This is a genomic window from Novosphingobium malaysiense (genome assembly GCF_000802225.1).
In the GTDB taxonomy this organism is placed as follows: Bacteria; Pseudomonadota; Alphaproteobacteria; order Sphingomonadales; family Sphingomonadaceae; genus Novosphingobium; species Novosphingobium malaysiense.
Genome location: NZ_JTDI01000006.1, coordinates 250,559 through 273,737, shown reverse-complemented (window position 1 = coordinate 273,737; position 23,179 = coordinate 250,559). Strand labels below are relative to the sequence as shown.

Annotated in this window: 24 protein-coding genes and 1 tRNA gene; 15 read left to right on the top strand and 10 right to left on the bottom strand. The window is 64.3% G+C overall.

Annotated features, from left to right (window positions below; genetic code table 11):
• Positions 1–24 precede the first annotated feature (24 nt).
• The 10 genes from LK12_RS18935 (at position 25) to LK12_RS18890 (ending at position 6,272) form a co-directional block, all read left to right on the top strand.
• The gene (locus LK12_RS18935; protein ID WP_039287872.1) at positions 25–198 is read left to right on the top strand and encodes a PEP-CTERM sorting domain-containing protein; all 174 of its coding nucleotides are present in this window, start codon (positions 25–27) and stop codon (positions 196–198) included.
• A gap of 53 nt (positions 199–251) precedes the next feature.
• Positions 252–578, top strand: coding sequence for a phosphoribosyl-ATP diphosphatase (locus LK12_RS18930; RefSeq protein ID WP_039287571.1), 327 nt, complete (start codon positions 252–254; stop codon positions 576–578).
• Positions 579–598: 20 nt separating this feature from the next.
• Positions 599–976, top strand: a complete 378-nt coding sequence (locus LK12_RS18925) for a histidine triad nucleotide-binding protein (protein WP_039287568.1) — start codon at positions 599–601, stop codon at positions 974–976.
• Between the two features lie 113 nt (positions 977–1,089).
• Positions 1,090–1,548 carry a YbgC/FadM family acyl-CoA thioesterase gene (locus LK12_RS18920; RefSeq protein WP_039287566.1) on the top strand — a complete coding sequence of 153 codons (459 nt, stop codon included), beginning with the start codon at positions 1,090–1,092 and terminating at the stop codon, positions 1,546–1,548.
• Positions 1,548–2,258 (top strand): protein TolQ, encoded by a 711-nt coding sequence (tolQ, locus tag LK12_RS18915; RefSeq protein WP_039287563.1) that lies wholly within the window; start codon positions 1,548–1,550, stop codon positions 2,256–2,258. The genes LK12_RS18920 and tolQ overlap by 1 nt, the downstream gene beginning before the upstream one ends.
• Entirely contained in the window at positions 2,258–2,701 is a 444-nt protein-coding gene (locus LK12_RS18910) for an ExbD/TolR family protein (RefSeq protein ID WP_039287560.1), read from the top strand. The genes tolQ and LK12_RS18910 overlap by 1 nt, the downstream gene beginning before the upstream one ends.
• A gap of 25 nt (positions 2,702–2,726) precedes the next feature.
• Positions 2,727–3,635 (top strand): hypothetical protein, encoded by a 909-nt coding sequence (locus tag LK12_RS18905; protein ID WP_039287556.1) that lies wholly within the window; start codon positions 2,727–2,729, stop codon positions 3,633–3,635.
• Positions 3,632–5,005, top strand: coding sequence for a Tol-Pal system beta propeller repeat protein TolB (tolB, locus tag LK12_RS18900; protein WP_039287554.1), 1,374 nt, complete (start codon positions 3,632–3,634; stop codon positions 5,003–5,005). Before LK12_RS18905 ends, tolB begins: the two co-directional genes overlap by 4 nt.
• Positions 5,006–5,134: 129 nt before the next feature.
• Positions 5,135–5,653 (top strand): peptidoglycan-associated lipoprotein Pal, encoded by a 519-nt coding sequence (gene pal / locus LK12_RS18895; RefSeq protein WP_407938173.1) that lies wholly within the window; start codon positions 5,135–5,137, stop codon positions 5,651–5,653.
• 85 nt (positions 5,654–5,738) lie between these two features.
• Complete coding sequence (locus LK12_RS18890) at positions 5,739–6,272, top strand: J domain-containing protein (protein WP_039287552.1); 534 nt, start codon at positions 5,739–5,741, stop codon at positions 6,270–6,272.
• Between the two features lie 6 nt (positions 6,273–6,278).
• On the opposite strand, the gene LK12_RS18885 is transcribed toward LK12_RS18890, so the two are convergent.
• Complete coding sequence (locus LK12_RS18885; protein WP_039287550.1) at positions 6,279–7,694, bottom strand: SLC13 family permease; 1,416 nt, start codon at positions 7,692–7,694, stop codon at positions 6,279–6,281.
• A gap of 393 nt (positions 7,695–8,087) precedes the next feature.
• On the opposite strand from LK12_RS18885, the gene LK12_RS18880 reads away from it, so the two are divergent.
• Positions 8,088–9,620, top strand: coding sequence for a DUF1570 domain-containing protein (locus LK12_RS18880; protein ID WP_156135558.1), 1,533 nt, complete (start codon positions 8,088–8,090; stop codon positions 9,618–9,620).
• A gap of 91 nt (positions 9,621–9,711) precedes the next feature.
• Here LK12_RS18880 and infC read toward each other — a convergent pair whose 3' ends face one another.
• Positions 9,712–10,233 (bottom strand): translation initiation factor IF-3, encoded by a 522-nt coding sequence (gene infC / locus LK12_RS18875; protein ID WP_039287543.1) that lies wholly within the window; start codon positions 10,231–10,233, stop codon positions 9,712–9,714.
• A 169-nt stretch (positions 10,234–10,402) separates the two neighbouring features.
• Positions 10,403–11,095 carry a ligase-associated DNA damage response endonuclease PdeM gene (pdeM, locus tag LK12_RS18870; RefSeq protein ID WP_039287540.1) on the bottom strand — a complete coding sequence of 231 codons (693 nt, stop codon included), beginning with the start codon at positions 11,093–11,095 and terminating at the stop codon, positions 10,403–10,405.
• Positions 11,096–11,139: 44 nt separating this feature from the next.
• Here pdeM and hemF point away from each other — a divergent pair, with 44 nt between their 5' ends.
• Together hemF and LK12_RS18860 are read left to right on the top strand one after the other, a co-directional pair.
• Positions 11,140–12,003: an oxygen-dependent coproporphyrinogen oxidase gene (gene hemF, locus LK12_RS18865; protein WP_039287535.1), complete on the top strand. Its 864-nt coding sequence runs from the start codon at positions 11,140–11,142 to the stop codon at positions 12,001–12,003.
• 354 nt (positions 12,004–12,357) lie between these two features.
• Positions 12,358–13,632, top strand: coding sequence for an MFS transporter (locus LK12_RS18860; RefSeq protein ID WP_039287534.1), 1,275 nt, complete (start codon positions 12,358–12,360; stop codon positions 13,630–13,632).
• 58 nt (positions 13,633–13,690) lie between these two features.
• Here LK12_RS18860 and LK12_RS24985 read toward each other — a convergent pair whose 3' ends face one another.
• A complete protein-coding gene (locus LK12_RS24985; RefSeq protein WP_052223608.1) occupies positions 13,691–14,104 on the bottom strand; it encodes a PilZ domain-containing protein in 414 nt (137 codons plus the stop codon).
• A gap of 282 nt (positions 14,105–14,386) precedes the next feature.
• Between LK12_RS24985 and LK12_RS18850 the strand changes: the two genes are divergently transcribed.
• Positions 14,387–16,480, top strand: a complete 2,094-nt coding sequence (locus LK12_RS18850) for a RelA/SpoT family protein (RefSeq protein WP_039287532.1) — start codon at positions 14,387–14,389, stop codon at positions 16,478–16,480.
• A 19-nt stretch (positions 16,481–16,499) separates the two neighbouring features.
• Here LK12_RS18850 and LK12_RS18845 read toward each other — a convergent pair whose 3' ends face one another.
• Both LK12_RS18845 and LK12_RS18840 read right to left on the bottom strand, forming a co-directional pair.
• Complete coding sequence (locus LK12_RS18845; protein ID WP_231568417.1) at positions 16,500–16,829, bottom strand: DUF1905 domain-containing protein; 330 nt, start codon at positions 16,827–16,829, stop codon at positions 16,500–16,502.
• Positions 16,826–17,836: a peptidylprolyl isomerase gene (locus LK12_RS18840; protein ID WP_039287530.1), complete on the bottom strand. Its 1,011-nt coding sequence runs from the start codon at positions 17,834–17,836 to the stop codon at positions 16,826–16,828. The genes LK12_RS18845 and LK12_RS18840 overlap by 4 nt, the downstream gene beginning before the upstream one ends.
• A gap of 77 nt (positions 17,837–17,913) precedes the next feature.
• Here LK12_RS18840 and LK12_RS18835 point away from each other — a divergent pair.
• Positions 17,914–18,004: transfer RNA gene (locus tag LK12_RS18835), tRNA-Ser, on the top strand.
• Between the two features lie 432 nt (positions 18,005–18,436).
• Here LK12_RS18835 and LK12_RS18830 read toward each other — a convergent pair.
• From LK12_RS18830 to groL, 4 genes are all read right to left on the bottom strand, one after another.
• The gene (locus tag LK12_RS18830; protein WP_039287529.1) at positions 18,437–19,228 is read right to left on the bottom strand and encodes an SDR family NAD(P)-dependent oxidoreductase; all 792 of its coding nucleotides are present in this window, start codon (positions 19,226–19,228) and stop codon (positions 18,437–18,439) included.
• Positions 19,229–19,230: 2 nt separating this feature from the next.
• On the bottom strand, positions 19,231–20,412 hold the full coding sequence (locus LK12_RS18825; protein ID WP_039287521.1) for a zinc-dependent alcohol dehydrogenase: 1,182 nt from the start codon (positions 20,410–20,412) through the stop codon (positions 19,231–19,233).
• Positions 20,412–21,068, bottom strand: a complete 657-nt coding sequence (locus LK12_RS18820) for an SRPBCC family protein (protein ID WP_039287519.1) — start codon at positions 21,066–21,068, stop codon at positions 20,412–20,414. The genes LK12_RS18825 and LK12_RS18820 overlap by 1 nt, the downstream gene beginning before the upstream one ends.
• Positions 21,069–21,515: 447 nt before the next feature.
• Positions 21,516–23,135, bottom strand: coding sequence for a chaperonin GroEL (gene groL / locus LK12_RS18815; protein ID WP_039287517.1), 1,620 nt, complete (start codon positions 23,133–23,135; stop codon positions 21,516–21,518).
• Between the last annotated feature and the right edge of the window lie 44 nt (positions 23,136–23,179).

The following is a 23,179-nucleotide window of genomic DNA, read 5'->3' as shown; positions in this document are numbered from 1 at the left end:
GTTCCCGACTCACTGGAGTCCCCCGTGCCTTTCTTCAAATATCTGCCGGCCCTGATTCCGGCGCTTGCGGTGGCAGTCCCGGCGCATGCTTCCGTCGGTACCCCGCTTCCCGAGCCCAGTGGCCTGCTGCTGCTGAGCCTGGGTGTTGCCGGCGTGGTCGTCGGCCGTCACATGTCCTCGAAACGCGGCCGGGATTGATCGCCGCGCTCTGACGGCTTGACCGCGTGCAGCCTTCACCGCATGGCGGCTGCATGAGCAGTCCGGACACTCTCGCCCGCCTCGAGGCCACGATCGCTGCCCGCCGCAGTGCGGATCCCGATTCCAGCTATGTCGCAAGGCTCAACGCCAAGGGGTTGGGCAAGATCGCCCAGAAGCTGGGCGAGGAAGCGACCGAAACGGTGATTGCCGCGCTTACCGAAGACCGCAAGGCGCTGGTCGGTGAAGCGGCCGATCTGCTGTTCCATCTCATGGTTCTGCTTGGCGCCAAGGATGTGGCTCTGGCGGATGTCCTGAGCGAACTCGACCGCCGCGAGGGCATGTCCGGCATTGCCGAGAAGGCCGCGCGGCCGAAAGCCTGATCCGTTCCCAGGAGAGACCGATGCCCATCGATCCAAAGCTGCCCTACGACGATAACAACATCTTCGCGAAGATCCTGCGCGGCGAACTGCCCTGCCAGAAGGTCTACGAAGACGAACACGCTCTGGCGTTCAACGACATCCGGCCGCAGGCGCCGATCCACGTGCTGGTTATTCCCAAGGCTGCCTACGTTTCGTGGGACGATTTCACTGCCAAGGCGTCCGATGCGGAGATTGCGGGGTTCATGCGGGCCGTGGGTAACGTCACCCGTCAGCTCGAATTGGACGGGCCGGGCTATCGCCTGATGGTCAACATGGGCGGCGCGGGCCATCAGGAAGTGCCCCACCTGCATGTTCACATCTTTGGTGGGCGTCAATTCTTCCAGATGATCGCCGACTGACCGACGCTCAGGCTCTATCCACCGGAAATTTGCCCGCACTCGTGGCCGAAGCCGCCGTCCGGCTACGGCTACGGCTTTGCAGCGCTGCGCAGGCTCGTTACAGAACCCGCCGCATGACGGCTTTCCCCCACCCCGACCGCGGCATGATCGATGGCGACACGCATCGCTATGCCCTGCGTGTGTTCTACGAGGACACCGACGCGGGAGGGGTAGTCTATCACGCCAATTACCTGCGCTGGTTCGAACGCGCGCGGTCCGATCTGGTGGAACTGCTGGGTATCGACCAGCGCGCGGCACTGGACGATGGGACGGGGCTCTACACCGTCGCCGAATTGAATATCCGCTATCTCTCGCCTGCGCGGCTGGGTGATATCGTGCACGTGGAGACCCTCGCCCGACAAGTCGGCCGGGTGACCTGCACTCTCCATCAAACTGCTTTGCGCGGCGATGTGCGTCTGGCCGAGGCCACTGTAAAGGTCGGGTTCATCGGCCCTGAAGGACGACCGCGCCGGCAACCCGCCGCCTGGCAAGACGCTTTCGCCTCGTTTGCTGGAGGCTCGGAAGGACAATAATGACTCTCGATTTGCTCGCTTCGACCCTGAATTTCGCTGGCGAGTCCGGCAGGCTCAACCCGATCAAGCTGTTCCTCGATGCCGATATCGTGGTGCAGGCGATCATGCTGGGCCTGATCTTGGCCAGCATCTGGGTCTGGACCATCATCTTCACGTTCATGATGCGCATGGGCAGCGTCTCGCGCCGGTGCAACGAATACGAGGACGGCTTCTGGGAGGCGGAGAACTTCGAATCCTACCAGAAGAATCGTCGCCGCGGCGACGTCCCGATGGGCAAGGTGGCCGGGGCTGGACTGGCGGAATGGCGCCGCAATGCCTCGCTTAGAACCATCGATCACGAAGGCGCGCGCCAGCGCATTGCGATGGCCATGAACTCAGCAGTGGGCGAGGAGGCCGACCGGCTCGCAACGCGGCTCAATTTTCTGGCAACGGTCGGCTCCGTGGCGCCGTTCGTGGGCCTGTTCGGCACGGTCTGGGGTATCATGAACAGCTTCTTCCAGATCGGCCAGCAGCAGAATTCGTCGCTGGCGGTCGTGGCCCCCGGCATTTCCGAAGCGCTGTTCGCTACGGCGATCGGCCTGTTCGCGGCGATCCCGGCCGTGATCGCCTACAACCGGTTTTCTCACCGCGTCAATGCTTTTGAAGCGCGGTTGCAGCGCTTTGCCGACAAGCTGCACGGCGCGCTGACGCGCCAGTTGGAGTCGCGCTGATGGCCATGGGCGTCCACTCGTCCGGCGGGGGGCGGCGCGGCGGGAGAAGCCGTGCGCCGATGGCGGAAATCAACGTGACGCCTCTGGTCGACGTCATGTTGGTGCTGCTGATCATTTTCATGGTCACTGCGCCGCTGCTCAAGGCGGCGGTGCCGATCGAACTGCCCGAGAGTCGCGCCAAGGCAATGAGCGAAGAAGCGGCGCAGATCACTATCAGCATGCGCCGCGACGGCGTGATTTTCTATGAAACCTCGCCGCTGGCACCCGGCGAATTGCCCGAAAGGCTCGCGTCGGTATCGCCGGGGCCCGACGGCAAGATGCCGCTGGTGACGCTTCGGGCCGACAAGGCGCTCGAATACGGACGCGTGATGGACGTGATGGGCGAACTCAATCGCGCCGGCTTCACGTCGATCTCGCTCGTGACCGACGTCAGCGGCGGTTAAGGCGACCTGGATAAAGGTTTCGCGGATGTCAGCCATCGCCCTCGGGAAGGAAGAACGCATCGGGCTTGTCGTTGCGGTCGCTTTGCACGCGGCCGTGGTGGCTGCGATGCTGATCCGCCCGCCGTTGCACTCCGTGGTCAAGCCGCCGGCGAGGATCGAAGTAACGATCAGCGACCTTTACGGCATGACCTCGACATCGCCCGATCCAAACAGCCAGGCAGCGCCCGATCGCGGCCCGGTCCTGGGCGAGGCCGCACCGTTGCCGGAGCCGGCGCCGGCATTGCCCGAACCTGCGCAGCCGACACCTCGCGCTGCCGAGGAGCCACGGCCGCAGCGCACTTCGCGACCGGAACCGAAGCCCAAGCCGAAACCCGCGCCGCGGGCGACCGAGCGCCCCAGGCCTGCCGCCAAGGAGCCGCCGAAGACGTCTTCGAGCCGAAAGTCGAGCGCAATCGACGACATCATTTCCCGGCCCAGTCCGAAAAGCGATTCGTCGGCCAGCAAGAGCTCGGCCGCGCCCCGGAAGTCCGGGGCCAGTTCCTTCGCGCAGGCTTTCGGCGAGGGCGCGCCGGGGGCGAGTGCGGAATCCGGAAAGGGTGCACCTGCAGCGGAAATCGGACCGCAGCAGCGTTCGGCCCTGGCCGCGGCCATCAATCGCCAGCTCAAGCCCCACTGGCAGGCTCCTCAGGGTGCCGATGCGGACCTGCTGACCACGCGCGTACGCTTTCGTCTCAACTCCGATGGAAGCCTGGCGGGCGAGCCGCAGGTCCTGGGCACGACAGGGCAGACCGCGGCCAACCAGGCGCAGGTCCAGCGCCACCAGGAACAGGCCGTTCGGGCCGTAAAGCTTGCCGCGCCTTTCGATCTGCCCAAGGATCTATATGAGGGTTGGAAGGTCGTGACGACCAACTTTGACAGAAGGCTATCGCAATGAAGACCTTTCATCACTTTGCGTTCGGATTGCTTCTGGCCGTATCGAGCGCCGCCTTGGCGCAGGATCCCGCGCCGGCGACCGAACCGGCGGCGGCGCCTTCGGAGGGGCTCGAGGTCACGGTTTCGGACGACAGCGAGTGGCGGGATCTCGGGATCGCCATCACCACCTTCGCGACCGATGCCGACGTGCCGACGAGCACGAACGCGGGATCGACCGCGGCTCTGGGGCGCGCGCTCGCGACCGTGGTTGCGGCGGACCTCAAGAACAACGGTCTGTTCAAGCCCTCCGGTCCGGCCGGCCTTCCGCAGCCAAGCTTCGATGAAGTCCAGGCTCCCAACTATCCTATCTGGTCCTACCGCAGTGCCGACATGCTGGTGCAGGGCTATGTCCATGCCAATCCGGGCGGCGACTTGACCGTAGGCTGCTATCTCTACGACGTCGCGCTGAAGCAGCAACTGGCCAAGGCGGGCTGGAAGGTCGGCCCTGCCGACTGGCGCCGCGCCGCGCACAAGTGCGCCGATATGGTCTATTCGCGCCTGTCCGGCGAGAGCCCGTTCTTCGATTCGCGGATCGCCTATATCGCCGAGACGGGACCCAAGGGACACCGTATGAAGCGTCTGGCCGTCATGGATTCGGACGGCGCCAACATGCGCTATCTCACCAGTGGCCAGGCCACGGCGCTCACCCCGCGGTATTCGCCCGATTATTCGAAGATTCTCTATCTCTCCTACCTCAATGGAGAGCCGAGCATCTACGTCTACGACCTGAATTCGAACACGCAGAAGTTGCTGGTGCGCAGCCGGAACGCGACGTTCGCGCCGCGCTGGTCGCCCGACGGCAAGTGGGTCCTCTATTCCATGGCGATCGCCGGCAATACCGACATCTACAAGATCCCTGCGTCCGGTGGCGAGCCGCAGAAGCTTACGGACAGCCCGGGTATCGACATCGGTGGCAGCTTTTCTCCGGATGGTCGCAAGATCGTCTTCGAAAGCGACCGTTCCGGCACCCAGCAGATCTACGTGATGAATGCGGACGGATCCCAGCAGCACCGCATCAGCTTCTTCGGAGGCCGTTCGGCCACGCCGGAATGGAGCCCGCGCGGAGACCAGATCGCCTTTACCCATATTGCCGGCAATCTGCGCATCGCCGTGATGACACCGGATGGACGCAACATGCGTTACCTGACCAACTCGTGGCAGGACGAAGCGCCGACGTGGTCTCCCAACGGGCGTATCGTGCAGTTCTTCCGCACCGAGAAGAATTCCGGCGTGACCTCGATCTGGCAAGTCGACCTCACCGGGCGCAACGAGCGCAAGCTTCCCACGCCCGTGGGCGCGTCCGACCCCGCATGGGGGCCGGTTCGCCCCTGAGCCCTTTGATCTCATCGTTGCCACCGGTTCAGGTTGACTAAGTCAACAATTGAACGGAACTACAGTCCTCGCCGATCATTATGTGTGGTCGTGCACCTTAGGAGATTGCCCATGCCTTGCTCCCTTATCATGACCCGACGTTCCAAGACTGGCGCGACAATGCTCCTTCTGGCGGGTGCGCTAGCGCTCTCCGCCTGTAAGACCACTGCCCCCAAGGAATTGCCGCCCGAGCCGGGTCCGGCCACCACGACGACGGCGCCAGCCGGGCCGACCGGTCCCGTGGCCGGCAGCCAGGCAGACTTCGTCGCCAAGATGATGGGCGCGGACACGATCTACTTCGATACCGACAAGTACGATATCGATGCGCAGGACCAGCAGGCGCTTGCCAGGCAGGCGCAGTGGCTCATGCAGTATTCGAACAAGCGCGCCACGATCGAAGGCCACGCCGACGAGCGCGGCACGCGGGAATACAACCTTGCGCTTGGTGAACGGCGTGCCAATGCGGCCAAGAACTATCTGGTCAGCCTTGGCGTCGATGCCTCGCGGTTGTCGACGATCAGCTACGGCAAGGAACGCCCGGTGGCGCTTGGCTCCAACGAGCAGGCCTGGGCGCAGAACCGCCGCGCCGTGACCGTGACGGTGGACTGAAACTGATGGGCGCGCGCCGGAATCTCTCCGGTGCGCGCCTGGCAAGACTTGCATCGGCTTCGAGTCGCAGCGTATCGCCCTTCGGATGAGCCGAGCACGCCGATCTATTGACTGGGGTTTCCCGCGCTGGCGTGGGTATGGCAGTTCGCGCGAGGCAGCGCAGGTACGCCTGTGCGATCGCCATGGCTGCAACGAACCCGGCGATTGCCCCGCACCCAAGAGCCCGAACAGCCCCGAGCGCTGGTATTTCTGCCAGAAGCATGCCGCCGAATACAACGCTGGATGGGATTACTTTGCCGGGCTTGACAAGGAGGCGGCGGCAGAGCGCGAGGCGCAGGAACGCGCCGAAACCGCCGGCTACCAGGAATCCGCGCACTACGGCTGGGCCGGTTCGGGCGACGGCACCCGCAGTCGCGACGAACTGCGTGCGCTGGAAGCGCTCGATCTCGAAGCCGACGCGACGTTCGAACAGGTGCGCAAGGCTTGGCGCAACAAGGCCAAGGAGGTACATCCGGATGTGCGGCCGGGCGACGCCGAAGCGGCAAAGGCGTTCCAGACGTACCAACTCGCCTACGAGGTATTGCGTGCGGCCGAGGAACGCCGGGAATGGCGAGGCTAGCCTGCCCTAGCCGCCCATCAGGGAGGCCATGGCCCACACTACCGCGACGATCATCGGCGCCCCGGTCACGTCGAGCAGGAACCCGGCGCGAACCATGCGCGGCAGTTCGATCCGGCCCGTCGCCCAGGCAATGGCGTTCGGCCCGGTTCCGGCGGGCAGCATGAACCCCCAGCTCGCTGCGAGCGCGGCGGGCATCGCCAGCAGGATCGGATCCACCCCCAGCGCCACCGTAAGGCTGGCGACGACCGGCATGATGCCGCTGGCAGTGGCGACATTGCTGGCGAACTCGGTGATGAGGATCACCATGGCGGTGATCGCCAGCGCCACTAGCGGTAAAGGGACCGCGGAAAGCGGCAACAGCGATTGACCCAGCCAATCGGCAAGCCCCGAACGGCCCATGCCCTCGGCCAGAGCCAGTCCGCCACCGAACATCATGATCACGTCCCACGGCGCGCGGTTCGCTTCGGCCCAGTTCAGCAGCTTGCGTCCGGTCCCGTCAGGCAGCATGAACAACAGCATGCTTACGCCGATGGCGATGGTCCCGTCGGTCAGCGAGCCCTTCGGCAGCAGTGGCGCCAGCAGCGGCGTTCCCATCCACAGCAGGAATGCGACCGCGACAAGCGGAACCAGCCGCTTTTCGGGTGTGCTCCAGCGCGGCGTTACGCGGATTGCCTCTCGCGCCCCGCCGATATCGAATGGATGCGCTGCGACCGCTTGCGTCCGGGAAATGATCCAGGTGGCAAGCGGAATCCCCAGCAGCACCGCCGGCACGCCGATCAGGCTCCATTGCGCAAAGCTGACGCGAACGCCGATGGTCGTGTCCAGAAGCGCCACGGCAATGGCGTTGGTGGGAGAGCCGACGATGGTGCCCAGGCCACCGATCGAAGCCGCGAAGGCAATGCCCATCGGCAGGGCACCGGCCAGCCCCCTGCGTTCGCCCTCGGCGATCCCGCCGGCCTCGATCACGGCAACGGCCATCGGCATCATGATCAGCGCGGTCGAGGTGTTCGAAATCGCCATCGACAGGATCGCGGCGGCCATCATGAAGGCGAACAGCAGCCGCGACGCCCCGCCCGACGATCCCAGGCCTTCGAGGAGAGCGAGCGCGAGCCGCCGATGCAGTCCGGTGCGCTCGATGGCAAGAGCGAGGAAAGCGCCGCCCAGGATGAGGAAAAGGGTAGGGGAGTAATAGGAAGACGCTGTCTCCTTTGCCGTCATTATCCCGGCAAAGGGCAACACCAGGAACGGCATCAGCGCCGTGGCCGTCAGCGGGATGGCCTCGGTCATCCACCAGGCCGCCATCAGCGCGACCAGGCCGGCCACGACCCAGGCCTGGCTTGCCATTCCGGCCGGCGCCGGCAAGATCAGCGTCGCGCTGAACATCGCCAGTCCGGCGACAAACCCGATCGTTCTGGCGTTCATGCCGATGCCCGTTCCATCCCCTTTCAGCGCTCGTGATGAACGCTACCCCTGCCGCAGGGATAGCCAGCCGCCTGCCGGCTCTGCAAGCGGGCAAATCGGAACCGCGCTGCACTTCTGTCTTGCCTGGCGTTTGATAAGGGCGATGTATCCTGCCGGCTCGCCGTTTCCCAACCTCGGGCATTGAGGCGGGACAGGACCAGGCGAGATCCGTGGGCGGAGACGTCCTGAAGAGCGGCCTCGTTGTGTTCTCCTTGGCGGTTGAAGAGCACGTCAGCCCCGCATGCCCGGAAGCTGGCTCGTTACAATTTTTTCATGGATTGCCATCTGTTCCGCGTACGTTAGCGTTCGCGGGGCAAGGGGGAATTCATGCGCGCCAAATTCATTGCGGGTTTGATGGCTATCGCGCTCTGGCCGTCTGCGGCTCGAGCTGACTGGCTGCAGGCATCGAGCGAGCACTTCGTGATCTATGCCGACGACAGCGAACGCGACGTTTCCCGGTTTTCCGATCAGCTTGAACGGTATCACGCCGCTCTCGCGTTGGTGTTGCGGCGCAAGACGGCCACACCCAGCCCGTCCAATCGGGTCACCGTGTACGTCGTTCGCAATCAGCGGGCGGTACGCCAGCTCTATGGCGAGGGGAACAGATACGTCGGCGGTTTCTACATTCCGCGGGCGGGCGGGTCTCTTGCCATCGTGCCCAAGGTCGATGCCGGCAATGGCGTGGCTGACTTTTCCATGGTCACGCTGCTGCACGAGTATGCCCACCACTTCCTGATTTCGGCGAACAGCATGGCCATGCCACGTTGGCTTTCGGAAGGGGCGGCCGAATTCTTCGCGTCGGTCAGTTTCGACAAGGACGGGGGGATGATGATCGGCCGACCGGCGCAACACCGCGCAGCCGAGTTGTTCTACGCGCCCGACGTCAAGGTAGCGGACCTGCTCGATCCCGCGGAATACGAAAAGCGGAGCAGTGGCAGCTACGACGCCTTCTATGGCAAGAGCTGGCTGCTCTATCATTACCTGACGTTCGAGAAGGCCCGCAGCGGGCAACTGGATCGCTATCTCGAACTTCTTCGTGACGGCAGCAGCATGCGCGATGCGGGGCTTCAGGCTTTCGGCGATTTCGACGCGTTGGAAAAGGAACTCGATCACTACCTCAATAGCCGCAGGATGCAGGCGCTGAAACTCCCCCCGGATCTGCTCAAGATCGGCGCCGTGCAGCTGCGTCATCTGAGTGATGGAGAGGCAGCGATCATGCCCCTCCGCATCCGGTCCCGGCGCGGTGTCGATGCCGAGGAAGCAAAGGAAGTTCTCGACGAGGCCCGCGAAGTTGCGGCGCGCTATCCCAACGATCCTGCGGTTCTGGCAGAGCTTGCGGAAGCGGAATACGACGTCGGCGACGATCAGGAAGCGGTCACGGCGGCGGACAGGGCGCTGGCCGTGGATCCTTCCCAGGTCAACGCATACGTGCAGAAGGGCTACGCCCTGTTCCGCCTGGCGGCCGAAGCCGACGACAAGCCTGCGGCATATCGGCGCGCTCGGGCGCCGTTCATCGCGCTCAATCACCGCGAGAACGACCACCCGCTGCCGTTGATGTATTTCTACCGGAGCTTCGTCGAGCAGGGTGAGGAGCCGCCAGATTTGGCCGTGGCCGGGCTCATCCGGGCTTCGGAGCTGGCGCCGTTCGATCTGGGGCTGCGGATGACCCTGGCGACAACTCTGATCCGGCTTGATCGGCAGGACGAAGCGAAGATCGCTTTGCGGCCCATCGCCTATAATCCGCATGGCGGCAGCCTTGCCGGAGTTGCACGGCTCATGCTTGAGCGGCTGGAGAGTGATCCGGCCTGGAACGGTGCAGACATGGACACGCTGCTTGCCGCCGCCCAGCCCGGCGGCGACGAGGGTGAAGAGCCGTCTTCGCCCTAGGAACTGGCCTAACCGAAAGCCCCCCGAACAAACAAAGGGCGCTTCCCGGAGGGAGCGCCCTTCGTCTGTGCCGGATAGTGGGCTCTGCGGCTTACTTTGGCGCGAGCACCATCAGCATCTGGCGACCTTCCATGCGCGGGTAGGCTTCGACCTTTGCGATCTCGGCTACGTCTTCCTGCACGCGCCGCAGCAGGTTCATGCCGAGCTGCTGGTGCGAGAGTTCGCGGCCGCGGAAGCGCAGGGTGACCTTCACCTTATCGCCATCGCCGATGAAGCGATGGACGTTGCGCATCTTGGTCTCGTAGTCGTGATCGTCGATGTTCGGACGCATCTTGATCTCTTTGATCTCCTGCGTCTTTTGCGTCTTGCGCGCGGCATTGGCCTTTTTCTGGGCCTCATACCGGTACTTGCCGACATCGAGGAACTTGCACACCGGCGGGTCTGCGTTCGGCGACACTTCGACGAGGTCGAGACCGACGTCGGCAGCTTCTTCGATCGCCTGGCGAGTGTACATGACGCCAAGGTTCTCGCCGTTCTCGTCGATCACGCGGACCTTGTCGGCTTGGATGAATTGGTTGTAGCGCGGTCCACTCTTGACCGGTGGCGTCATCATACGCCGGGGTGGGGGTGCTATAAGCGTTCTCCTGAATCGTTGTCGTCTTCTAAGGCTCGGATTCGGGGGCCTTAATGCGAATCGCGCTCCCACGCAAAGCGGGATTTTGCGCGTCTTACACAAGTTTGCCCCGGCCGCGAAATTCCGGCCACTTGTTCATTATGGCCCCTCAGGCCGCTTTTCGCCAGAGGGGATAGCAAACAAGCCTGTCCTGCGTGGGCACCAGAGCGTCGATTGCCCCGGCCGGTTGCAGCGCGGACAGGATGGCCGGATCGGCCGCGTTCATCCCTCCCGTCAGCGCGCCGAAGGCGGGCAGGATCAGCCGTTCCTCGCTCCTCACCGCGCAGGGCCGCGCAATTCTGCGGCCGCGGGCCTCGACGACCAGACGCGGGTGAAAATGACCGGAAACTTCTGCCTTCCTTGTGCCGGCCTGTGCCATGTGGCGCAGGACGATGCCGCCGATCTCGAGGTCTTCGAGGCATGTTCCGCCCGCACGTTTATCGAGTTCGGGATCGTGGTTGCCGGTGATCCACACCCAGTCGAGCGCGCGGGTGAGGGCTGAGAGCATCCCCGCGGCATGCGGCTCGAGTCGGTCCGGCCCCAGGCTGTCGTGGAAATTGTCTCCCAGCGCGAAGACGCGCCGCGCGCCGGTGATCCGCACGGCCGAGGCGAGGCGTTCCAGCGTCTCGCGGCTGTCGTAGGGCGGGAGCATCTGGCCGGTGCGGGCATAGTAGCTGCCCTTTTCCAGATGCAGGTCCGCCACCAGCAGCGCCTGTTCGCGCGGCCAGTAGAGCGCACTCGCCTTGCCGGGCGCGCCGGAGACAAGCTGCATTTCCTGATTGTGGAACGAAAAGGGAACCATGGCTTTCCCTTGCCGCAGCGCGCCCGATTTGGCAAGCGCACGCGATGACTGACTGGACCCCCTATACCGCCCGCGCCAGCGAATGGTTCCAAACCCTGCGCGACAGGATCTGCGCCGAGTTCGAGGCGATCGAGCGCGAGGCCGGTTCCGATGCGGCTTTCCAGTACACGCCGTGGAAGCGCGCGGCGGTCGAAGGCGGGGAAGGCGAGACCGGCGGCGGCACCCGCGGGGTGATGAAGGGCAAGGTGTTCGAGAAGGTCGGGGTCAATATCTCGTCCGTCGCGGGCGGTCTTGCCAGGGATTTCGCCGCGACGATCAACGGCGCTTCCGAAGAACAGAACCAGTTTTCGGCGACCGGCATCAGCCTGGTGGCACACATGGCGAACCCGCATGTGCCCGCCGTCCACATGAACACCCGCTTCCTTACCACCACCAAGGCGTGGTTCGGCGGCGGGGCGGATCTCAATCCGCCGCTGCCCTACGACGAGGACACCGCCGAGTTCCACGCCGAGCTCAAGGCCGCCTGCGATGCGCACGGCGCCGACTACTACGAGCGCTTCAAGGCGTGGGCGGACGAGTATTTCTACATCCCGCACCGGCAGGTCCATCGCGGTGTGGGCGGCATCTTCTACGATCACCTGGAATGCGCCGACGAAGCCGAATGGGAGGCCAATTTCGCCTTCACCAAGGCCGTGGGAGAAGCCTTCCTGGCCGCATTCCCGCGCATCGTGCGCCGGCGCATGGGCATGGACTTCACGCCCGCCGACAAGGCGCAACAGCTCGAATGGCGCGGGCGTTATGCCGAATTCAACCTCGTCTACGACCGGGGAACGCTGTTCGGCCTCAAGACCGGCGGCAATATCGACGCGATCCTGATGAGCCTGCCGCCCGAGGCGACTTGGAGCTGACGGCGCCGGGCGGTGTGACGCTCCGGTTGACACGAAGCGCGCGGAATGTGCGGTTGACAGGCGGGTGTCATCTTGCGGCCTGTGTCTGGCTGATAGGTTGTTTTTCAAGGGCTTGAGGCCTTGCACGAGTGTCACCTTGTGGGCGCTCCGGCTGTCCGCCGTGTGACCTTTCGCCGTCTGCAATTGTGATGTGTCACCTTGCCATCCCTCGCAATGATGAAGGGAGCGATCAATTCGCCGGTTCGTGCGTTGGGCATGCATGGGGCCCATCACATCACATTCGCGCCGAGTAGGAAAACGCCTTGCCGCGCACCTCCGGTTGCTGCCGGAGCGCTGCACCGATAGGCTCGCGGCATGACCGTGATCCGTCCGCTCGGCCGTCGATCGCTGGCGCTGGCAGCTCTCTCGACGGTGGTGGAGTGGTACGACTTCACCCTCTATCTCTATCTCGCGACCGTGCTTTCCCGCGTCTTCTTCCTCGGGGAAGCCGCGGTGCTGACCACGCTGGCCGGTTTTGCCGTGGCCTATCTGATGCGGCCGGTAGGCGCGGTCGTTTTCGGTCATTTCGGAGACCGGCACGGCAGGCGCACGACGTTGCTCGCTTCCATGGCGCTGATGACTGCGGCCATGCTGGCCACGGCCTGTCTGCCGACGACTGCGCAGATCGGCCCTTTTGCCGGCACCTTGCTGCTTCTCCTGCGCTGCGTGATGGGCTTTGCCGTCGGCGGCGAATATACCGGTGTGGTCGCCTATATGCTCGAGGGCGCAAGGCCCGGGCGGCGGGGACTCGTGACTTCGCTCGCGGCAGCGACGAGCGAAATCGGCGGTCTGCTTGCCGCCGGCATCGCCGCGCTGACGGTCAGCCTGCTGCCGCCGGTCGCGCTCGACAGTTGGGGATGGCGCATCCCGTTCTTTTTCGGCGCCGCGCTCGCCGGGTCGATCCTGGTGGTGCGGGCCGCGATGGACGAATCGCCCGAGTTCGAAATGCATCGCGACGAGGGACGGCTGCACGAGCGGCCGCTGGCGCGAACGCTGCGCCATCATCGCCACGGTGTGCTTCGCGGCTTTGCCATATCGGCGCTCGGATCGATCACCTACTACGTCGGCATTACCTATGTACCCGTCTTCCTGACGTCCGTCGGCAGCCTTACCGAAGCGCAGGCCCTGCAACTGGCGACCGTCGCAGGCATAGCGGTGATCGTGGTGACCCCTTTCGTGGGCATGCTGTCCGACAGGGTAGGGCGCAGGCCGGTGCTGATCGGGCTGGCATTGCTTGCAGCGGCGCTGCCCTATCTCCTGTTCTCCATGCTGTCGGGCGCCACGCCCGCAGCCGCGCTGACCGGGGCGGTCCTGCTTGCCATGCTGGCGGGTGGAGTCAGTGCCGTGGGAGCCGTGGCGACGGCGGAGCAGGTGCCTGCCGAGGGGCGGCTGTCCGGCCTTGCGCTCGGAGCGACCACGGCGACGGCTCTGTTTGGCGGCCTCACGCCGTGGCTTGCCCAATGGCTGACCGAGGAGTCCGGGGCGCCCGCTGCCCCGGGCATCATGATTGCCCTGGTCGCGTTGGGAACGTTGCCCGTGCTGTTGAAGCTACCCGAAACGCGTCCCGACGGGGCGCGTGATACCGCCTGAGCGCTGTCATCCGGCAATCGGGTCCTGCCCCGGCGCCCGCGCAACAGCTGCTTTCGCTTCAGCAGCAGCGCAGATGCGCGGTCGACTGGTGTTCCGGGCGGCGCAGGCGTTCGTCGACCAGCCAGTGGATTACGCTGCCGGTATTGCCGGCGTGTCGGCGCTGGTTGGTCAGCCCGAGGCGTCGCAGGTCGAGATCGGTTATCAATTCGATGCCGAACTCCTCGCCATAGACCCAGCGGACTTCCCCATCGGCCGCGATGGCATCGGGCAAGGTGATCACGAGGCGTTCACCCACATGGGGACTGATGCCGCGAGACAGAATGCGCATGCCGCGTTCGGAAACATTGCGCACGATGACGTCGTGCCCGGGAACTCCCGGTGCGCGCATGACGGCGCGGATCAACGTGCGTTGGCGCGGCGGGCGAGGCGTGTGCTGGGCCGCTTCGTGTTCGCCAGCCTGGGCCAGGCTCATCAAGGGCCCGGCAATTGTTCCCGTGTCCGCGATTTTCAGACGGGCTGTGGCACCCATTTCAATACGCCCCTGCTTGTTCGTTTCGTCGTTCGGGGCGTGCCCCGCCCCCCGGCGGGATATCTGCTTGCCCCTGCCTGCAAGAGGACGGCGCACAGGGGCGGGGGTTAAGCTCTTTTGCGAGGCTACGCGTTTGTGCGGAGGTGGGTGTGGCGGTTGCAAAGATTGCAAGTATATCGCTTGCCTCTTGCCGCTGCGTAAAAAATCCTGACATGACTTGCAGCCATGCTGCGCCAGTACGAACTCGTCGAACGCGTGAAGGAATACGCGCCAGAGGCCGACGAGGCCCTGCTGAATCGCGCCTACGTCTACACGGTCCAGAAGCATGGCACGCAGAAGCGCGCCAGCGGCGATCCCTACTTCAGTCACCCGGTCGAAGTGGCGGGCCTGATGACCGAGCTCAAGCTGGACCAACAGACGATCATCACGGCGCTGCTGCACGACACCGTCGAAGACACGCTGGCGACGATCGACGAGATCGAGAAGCTGTTCGGGCCCGATGTCGCCAGGCTGGTCGACGGCGTCACCAAGCTCTCGAAGATCGAGGTCATGACCGAGAGCGAGCGCGCGGCGGAAAACCTGCGCAAGCTGCTGCTGGCGATGAGCGAGGACCTGCGCGTCCTGCTCGTCAAGCTGGCCGACCGGCTGCACAATATGCGCACGCTCCACTTCATCAAGAACCCGGAGAAGCGTGAGCGCATCGCGCGCGAGACCATGGATATCTACGCGCCCCTGGCCGAGCGCGTCGGCATGTACGAATACATGCGCGAGATGCAGCTTCTCGCCTTCGAGCAGCTCGAGCCGGAAGCCTATGCGACCATTGCCGGCCGCCTGGCGCAGATCCGCAGCCAGGAAGGCGGGCAGGTCGATGCCATTGCCTTCGCCATCAAGCAGGCGCTCGCCGAGGCCGACGTTAACGTCGAGGTGACCGGGCGCGAAAAGCATCCCTACTCGATCTGGAAGAAGATGGCGGAGCGCCACGTCACCTTCGAGCAGATCACCGACATCATGGCCTTCCGCGTCCTGACCGAGACGCCGGACGACTGCTACCGGGCCCTGGGCGTGCTGCACCAGACCTGGCAGATGATTCCGGGCCGCTTCAAGGACTACATCTCGACCCCCAAGTCGAACGGCTACAAGTCGCTCCACACCGCGCTGATCTACGAAAACTCGATGCGCATGGAAGTGCAGATCCGCTCCCGCGAGATGCACCGCCTCAACGAGTTCGGCCTCGCCGCGCACTGGGCCTACAAGCAGGGGGGAAGCCGGCCGGACGGACAGGTCGGCTGGCTGCGCGACCTGATCGAGATCGTCGATGCCAGCCACGATGCCGAGGAACTTCTCGAGCACACCAAACTGGCGATCTACCAGGACCGCATCTTCGCCTTCACCCCCAAGGGCGCGCTGCACCAGTTGCCCAAGGGATCGACGGCGGTCGACTTTGCCTATGCGGTGCATACCGACCTGGGCAATGCGGCGGTCGGCGCCAAGATCAACGGTCGCCACGTGCCCTTGCGATCCCAGCTCGCCAACGGCGACGTCGTGGAAATCATCAAGAGCGAGGTATCCGAACCGCAATTGTCCTGGCTGGGCTTCGTCGTCACCGGCAAGGCACGGGCCGCCATCCGACGCGCGGTGCGCGCCAAGGAGCGGGCGGAAGTGGCCGAGATCGGCTCCAAGCTGTTCGACGAGATCACCGACCGGCTGCCGCAGCGCATCGGCAAGAAGGCGATCGACAGCGCCATCAAGCGCCTCGACCTGCGCGACGAGGAAGACCTCATGTTCGCGATCGGCTCGGCCCGCCTGAGCGACCGCGAAGTGATGGAGGCGCTGGTTCCCGGCAGTACTGCCGAACTGCCTCAGGAAGCGGAATGGAGCCGCAGCGAACGGGCCATCTCGATCAAGGGCCTGACCGCGGGGATGGGCTTCGAGCTTGCCGAGTGCTGCCATCCCGTGCCCGGCGACCGCATTGTCGGGCTGCGCCGTCCGGACAAGAAGGTGGAAGTCCACACCATCGATTGCCTGACGCTTGCAAACGGCATCGACGTCGACTGGCTCGACCTGTCATGGGGCGAGCGCACGACGGGCGCGGTCGGCCGGTTGCGGCTGGTGCTCTACAACCGTCCCGGCACGCTGGCGGAAGTGACCCAGATATTCGCGTCCAACCGTGCCAACGTCACCAGTCTCAACATGGTGCAGCGCGACGATCCTTTCGGCACCTACGAGGTCGATCTCGAAGTCGCCGATCTCGCGCACCTGACGCGCATTCTCGGCGCGCTGCGCGCCAGCGAAGCGGTGTCCGAGGCCATTCGCGCCTGAGCGGGCTGCGCTTCGCCGCCTACACCTCCAGAAGCACCTCAACCTCGTCGCCCTCGGCCAGGTCCTCGTCGCGGCGAATGGCGCGCTTGACCGGAAGCAGCCAGCCGCCGTCGGCCTTGCTGGGAAATACCGAAGTCGCAAACGTGCTGGCGCCGATGCGCGCCTTGACCTTGAGCGAACCGAACCCGCGCGCATTGCCTTCGAGCTTGCGCATCAGCGCGGTGCCGGACAGCGCCTCTCCCGCCTCGCCGTCGATAGTGATGAAATGCCAGGTGCCGTTGCCGGAAGCCCCGGTCCAGCGCCACAGGCGGCCGGTATGAACGATGCGCTCGGTCATCGCGCGGGTCACGGTTTCACTTCGCGGATCGGCACGGGCACGTTGCACACGTCCACGCCCCCGGCGGGCTGGATGTAGAACGCGTCCTTCCGGTTGGCGCGTTTGTCGAGATAGGCGGCGAAGCTGGCGCTCTGCGTGGCCAGATATTCGTAGGCCGGCAAGTCCGGAACGTCGTCGCCCATGCGCACCGAGAGTATCGGCGTGCGCTCTTCCGCCGTTTCGTAGAAACCCATCTCCCCGCTCCCGCGCGGCAGCGAGGACAGGTTCTCCATCCCGGCAATGACCCGTCCGACGACGGCGATGTTGCGGTCCAGCTGGCGCGGCGCATGACCGATGACGGCGTAGAGTTCGGCGCCGGTGCCGGTGTCGGGCGAAAGGTTGCGCCCGACACCGACCGAACCGTAGCAATGCGTTGGCCAGAGTTCCTTGCCGTCGGACGCCACCGGCCAGCCCGCCTCGAACCCGGTGACGAGTGCATAGGGATCGCGCCCGTGCAGCACTTCGGAAGGCGTGAGATCGCTCACGTTCGACATCATCTGGGAAAGGCTCTCGAGCGCCTTCACCTTTTCGCGCAGGTCCGGCGCGGTCGCGTCGCTGGCGCGCGCGGCGTAATCGGCCTCGCTCATGACGGCGAGGCCCTCCGGCAGTGGCTTGGCCTTGACCGGATTCTCGCCCTCGGGATCGCCCCATTGCACGACGTAGTCGTCCTGCACGCGCACGACCGCGATCCCGTCGAACCAGTGCGCGGCGACGAGCTTGCGGATGTTCTCCACCCACCCTTGCGAGAAGGGCGCGGGCATCAGCTGGATCACCACCCTTCGCGCCTTGCCCTGGGCATCCGGCGCGAGGTCCATCACCAGCAGGTTGGCCGGCGCCATGCGCTCCCAGTCGGTCTGCGGCGCTGCCGCTACGATCTGGGCCGGGGTTCTGAGCGCCTCGGTCTCGTCGGCCGCCAGGGCTGGGGACAGGGCGGTCGCCGCCATGAGCATGGGCGCGAGGCCCCCGAAAAATTTGTTCATGGCCAGGGGAATGCCATGGCCTGACGGCTTGCGAAACCCTGCAAGCCACGCTAGGGGCCTGCGCTCACCAGCGATGCGGAGCGGTGGCCGAGTGGTCGAAGGCGCACGCCTGGAAAGTGTGTATACGGTAACCCCGTATCGTGGGTTCGAATCCCACCCGCTCCGCCAACGCCGCTTCCGGCGCCGGCAGGAACTCGTATCCCGAATGTACGCAAAGCCCCATGAGAATATTCGTCGGGGAAATCAAAAACATGGATGCTTGATCGATCGAGACCTGTTTACAGGAGCAGCGTCAGCGCAGGCGCCAGTCATTTGTCGCAGCGATTGTCTTGCTCTCCCACGGCATGACCAGCCGCATAGCCGCGAGCAGTAACGCCGACCCTGCTGCTATCCGCGCTGCATTCCGCATGGCTGCGCGCGATCTGCTCACCAGACCATGTAACCTGACGGCTGGAGGCGCAATTGGTCGATGGTTTTGGAAAAGCCGGCAATTTGTAAACCAATTCGGTCAACCCGAAGGTATGCGAATGCGGTCTTTTGGCGATGTTCGATGTGAATGACTTAGGCTCCTTGCCTTTGTCGCCACAGACAGGTCGACAGCTAACTCTGCGGCTCCGCCATCTTCCGGTGCATCTGCGCCAGCATCGTGTCCGGGATGATGCCGGCAAAGGCGTCCTGCACCTTGTTCATGAAGCCGCTCACCGTATGGGCATCGCCCGAAAGCAAAGCCTCGTATCCGTCCCTGGCGACCTTGGCGGCATCTGCCTTGCTGTCGGACTGGCCGACGCCGGTATCCTCCAGATCGCCGCGCTTGAAGAATTCCGTCTCCGTCGGCCCCGGCATCAAGCACGTGATCGTCACGTCGGTGTCTTTCAGTTCGTTGCGCAGGCCGAAGCAGAAGTAATCGACGTAGCTCTTGGTGCTGTTGTACACGAGTTGGAACGAGCCGGGGATGTGTCCCGCGATCGATCCCGTCACCAGAATCCGCCCGGCATTGCGCGCCCGCATGCGTCGGCCGATCTCATGGATCAGCCAGGTCGTGCCGGTAATGTTGGTGTGGATGACGTGCGCGATGTCCGCCCACTCCTGATCGAGAAAGGCCTTGCCGAGCCCGTGCCCGGCGTTGGCCATCAGCACATCGGGTTGCCTGTCGCCCAAGGCCTCCATCAGCTTCTGCAGACCTTCGCGCGTTGCCAGATCCGCCTCGACCACCTCTACCGAAGAGGCCCCCGCGTCGCGGGCGGCGCGTTCGGCCTTGTCCAGATCACGATCCGCGCAGAGGATCAGATCGCACCCGTCAGCCGCAGCGAGCTTGGCCAGTTCGTATCCGATGCCGCTGGAAGCTCCGGTCAGCAGGACGAGGCCTTCCAGTTTCTCGATTGCGTTGGCCATGATCAGTGTTCCATTCCGGGCTTGAGGACCACCTTGGTCCAGGTGTCCTGCTGCTCCTTGAAGTTCCGGTACCCGTTGGCCGCATCTTCCAGCGGCAGACGATGAGAGATGAGGAAGGTCGTATCGAGCGTCCCATCCTCGATCTTCTCGAGCAGCGGCTTGGTGTACTTCTGGACGTGAGTCTGGCCGGTCCGGACCTGCAGGCCCTTTTCCATCAGCGCGCCGAGCGGGAACTTGTCGGTCATGCCGCCATAGACCCCGGGGATCGAGACGCGTCCGCCGGAGCGGACTGCCAGCAGGGCCTGCTTCAGCGCGCTGGCCCGGTCCGCGCCAACGCCGACCTTCTGCTTCACCACATCGAGCATGTTGTCCACGGCGAAACCGTGCGCTTCCATGCCGACGGCATCGATCACCGCATCGACGCCGATCCCACCGGACATCTCCATCAGCGCTTCGCGCACATTGGTTTCGCGGAAGTTGATGATCTCCGCGCCCATCTTCCGGGCGAGTTCTAGCCGGTGGGGATAGTGATCGATCGCGATCACTTTCGCGGCGCCCATCACGATGGCGGACTGAACCGCAAACAAGCCTACAGGGCCGCAGCCCCAGACCGCGACGGTGTCGTCCGGCCCGATATCGGCATTTTCCGCACCCATCCATCCGGTCGGCAGAATGTCGGAGAGGAAAAGAACCTTTTCGTCGTCCAGATGATCGGGGACACCGATCGGGCCCACATCGGAATAGGGCACGCGCACATATTCGGCCTGCCCGCCGGAATAGCCGCCGGTGAGGTGCGAATAGCCGAACAGCCCGGCCATTGGGTGGCCATAGAGCGTTGCCGACATGTCCTGCTTTTCGGCGGGGTTGGAATTCTCGCAGCATGAATACTGCTCGATCGCGCAGTGGAAGCAGCCGCCGCAACTGATCGTGAAAGGCACGACCACGCGTTGTCCCTTGCGCAGCGAACTGCCGGCACCCGTCTCGACGACTTCGCCCATGAATTCATGGCCGAGCACGTCGCCCGATTTCACGCCGGGTATGACCCCATCGTAAAGGTGCAGGTCGGATCCGCAGATCGCGGTCGAGGTGACCTTGATGATCGCGTCGCGCGGATTGACGATTTCGGGGTCGTCCACTGTCTCGACGCGCACGTCCTTTGAACCGTGCCATGTAAGCGCTCGCATCAGGCTGCCTCCATCTGCTTGGCAGCGCGCGTGCCCTCGCGGCGGCGCGCCGATGTTGTGATTTCCCCGGTTTCCATGAACGCCTTGAAGCGTTTGAGGTCGTGCCGGGCCTGGACCGCCGGCTCGCGCAGGAACAGCTTGGCTGCGGCCCGCCCCAGATCGCCGGCGGGTGGCTTGTAGGCGATTATGAGAGTGACGCGGGTTCCGCGATTGCCGGGCGCGTTTTCGAACGTCACCCGGCCTTCGGTTTCGATCTGCGAGCCTTCGACCGATCGCCAGGCGATAAGCTGGCCTTCGTCCTCGCGAACGATGGTCGTTTCAACCTCCACCGTCCTTCCGGCAGGTGCCTTTATCGTCCATACGGCCAGGCCCTTGGCTGCATCCTTGATGGCGATCTTCTCGACGTTTTCCATGATAGCCGGCAGGTTGGTGAAATCCCGCCAGAACGCGAAAAGCTCGGCCCGCGGCTTGCGGATGGTTACCGTGCGTCCCGTAACGGCGTGCTTGCCGAAACTGCGCCGCGCCGTGCGTCCGGGCGCATCGTCGCTGGAGCGGCCTTCCTGCAGTTTCGCAGCGACTGCGCCGATCGCAGCGGCGCCCAGGGCGACGGCAATTCCAGCCGTCGCCTCCAGTCGGTTTCTGGTGGAATTACTCATGGGGGTCTCCCTTCGCGTGATGTCCGGAGCCCGCAAACGGGGGCTGCTCAGCGATCTCAAACGGCATTTGCGCCCGGCAGCCCGTTTCATATGTAACGGGTGGCAACGGGGCCGGAGGCGCGCCGCTCAGTTCACTGCAAGTACTCTTTCCGAACAGGCCGACGGGAGGATAGTTTCTCAGCTATTCACCAAGGCGGCGAACCGTTTCGGAGATTGGACCAACCGCTTGCCGATGCTTCTGCAACACCGGTCAGGCCCGATCAGCCGTACAGGAGCTTTCCCGATTGCAGAAACCGGGCGCGCTGCGACTTGGTGATCGCCAGCAGATATCGCGGACCGTGCCCCGGCAATGTCACAGATCGACAAAACAATTTTCAAAGGCACGAAAAAAAGCAGGCGCGTCCGATGGGACGCGCCTGCTCGGCTGCCAAGAACCGTTGTCCGGCTTCAGAAGTCCATTGCCGGCATGGGCGCGGCCTTGTCCTCCTTCGGCAGGTCAGCGACGATCGCTTCGGTCGTGATCAGCAGCGATGCGACCGACGCGGCATCCTGCAGCGCAGTGCGCACCACCTTGGCCGGGTCGATGACGCCCGCCTTCACCAGGTCCTCATACGTGCTGTTCGCGGCATTGAAGCCCCAGTTGTAGTCCTCGCTTTCCAGCAGCTTGCCGACGATGAAGGCGCCGTCCTCGCCAGCATTGTCTGCGATCTGCCGTGCCGGTGCCCGTAGCGCGCGGCGGACGATGTCGATGCCGGACTGCTGGTCGTCGTTTGCCGCCTTGAGGCCTTCGAGCGCCTTGAGCGAGCGTAGGAGCGCGATGCCGCCGCCCGGCAGGATGCCCTCCTCAACTGCAGCGCGGGTGGCGTGAAGCGCGTCATCGACGCGATCCTTGCGTTCCTTGACCTCGATCTCGGTGGCGCCGCCCACGCGGATGACGGCAACCCCGCCTGCCAGCTTGGCAACACGTTCCTGCAGCTTCTCGCGATCATAGTCGCTGGTCGTGGTTTCGATCTGGGCACGGATCTGGTTGACGCGCGCATCGATATCGGCCCGGTTGCCCGCACCATCCACGACAGTCGTGTTGTCCTTGTCGATGATGACCTTCTTTGCCCGACCGAGCATACCCAGCGTGACGTTCTCGAGCTTGGTCCCAAGGTCCTCGCTGACGACGTTGCCGGCAGTGAGGATGGCAATGTCCTCGAGCATGGCCTTGCGGCGATCGCCAAAGCCGGGCGCCTTGACGGCCGCCACCTTGAGGCCGCCGCGCAGCTTGTTGACCACCAGCGTGGCCAGCGCTTCGCCTTCCACCTCTTCCGCGATGATCAGCAGCGGTTTGCCGGACTGCACGACCTGTTCGAGGACCGGCAGCAGCGCCTGAAGGTTCGACAGCTTCTTTTCGTGAATGAGGATGTAGGGATCGTCCAGTTCCACCTTCAGCTTTTCGGCGTTCGTCACGAAATAGGGCGACAGATAGCCGCGATCGAACTGCATGCCTTCGACGGTCTCGAGTTCGGTTGCGAGGCTCTTGGCTTCCTCGACGGTGATCACGCCCTCGTTGCCGACCTTTTCCATCGCCTCGGCAAGAATGCGGCCGACCTCTTCATCGCCATTGGCCGAGATGGTCGCGACCTGCGCGATCTCGCTGTTGGCCGACACCTTCCTGGAGTGACCCTCAAGATCCTTCACCACGGCGTCGACGGCAAGGTCGATGCCGCGCTTGAGGTCCATCGGGTTCATGCCGGCAGCTACCGCCTTGGCGCCTTCGCGGACGATCGCCTGGGCCAGAACGGTGGCCGTGGTTGTGCCGTCACCGGCCTTGTCGTTCTGCTTGCTGGCGACTTCGCGCAGCATCTGGGCGCCCATGTTCTCGAACTTGTCCTTGAGTTCGATTTCCTTGGCGACGGTAACGCCGTCCTTGGTGATGCGTGGAGCACCGAAGCTCCTTTCGATCACCACGTTACGGCCCTTGGGGCCGAGAGTTACCTTGACCGCATTCGCAAGCGTATCCACGCCGCGCAGCATCCGATCACGCGCGTCCGACGCAAACTTGACTTCCTTCGCAGCCATCTTGGTCTGTTCCTTTCTGTACCTTCAGACGAGTTGAAGACTGG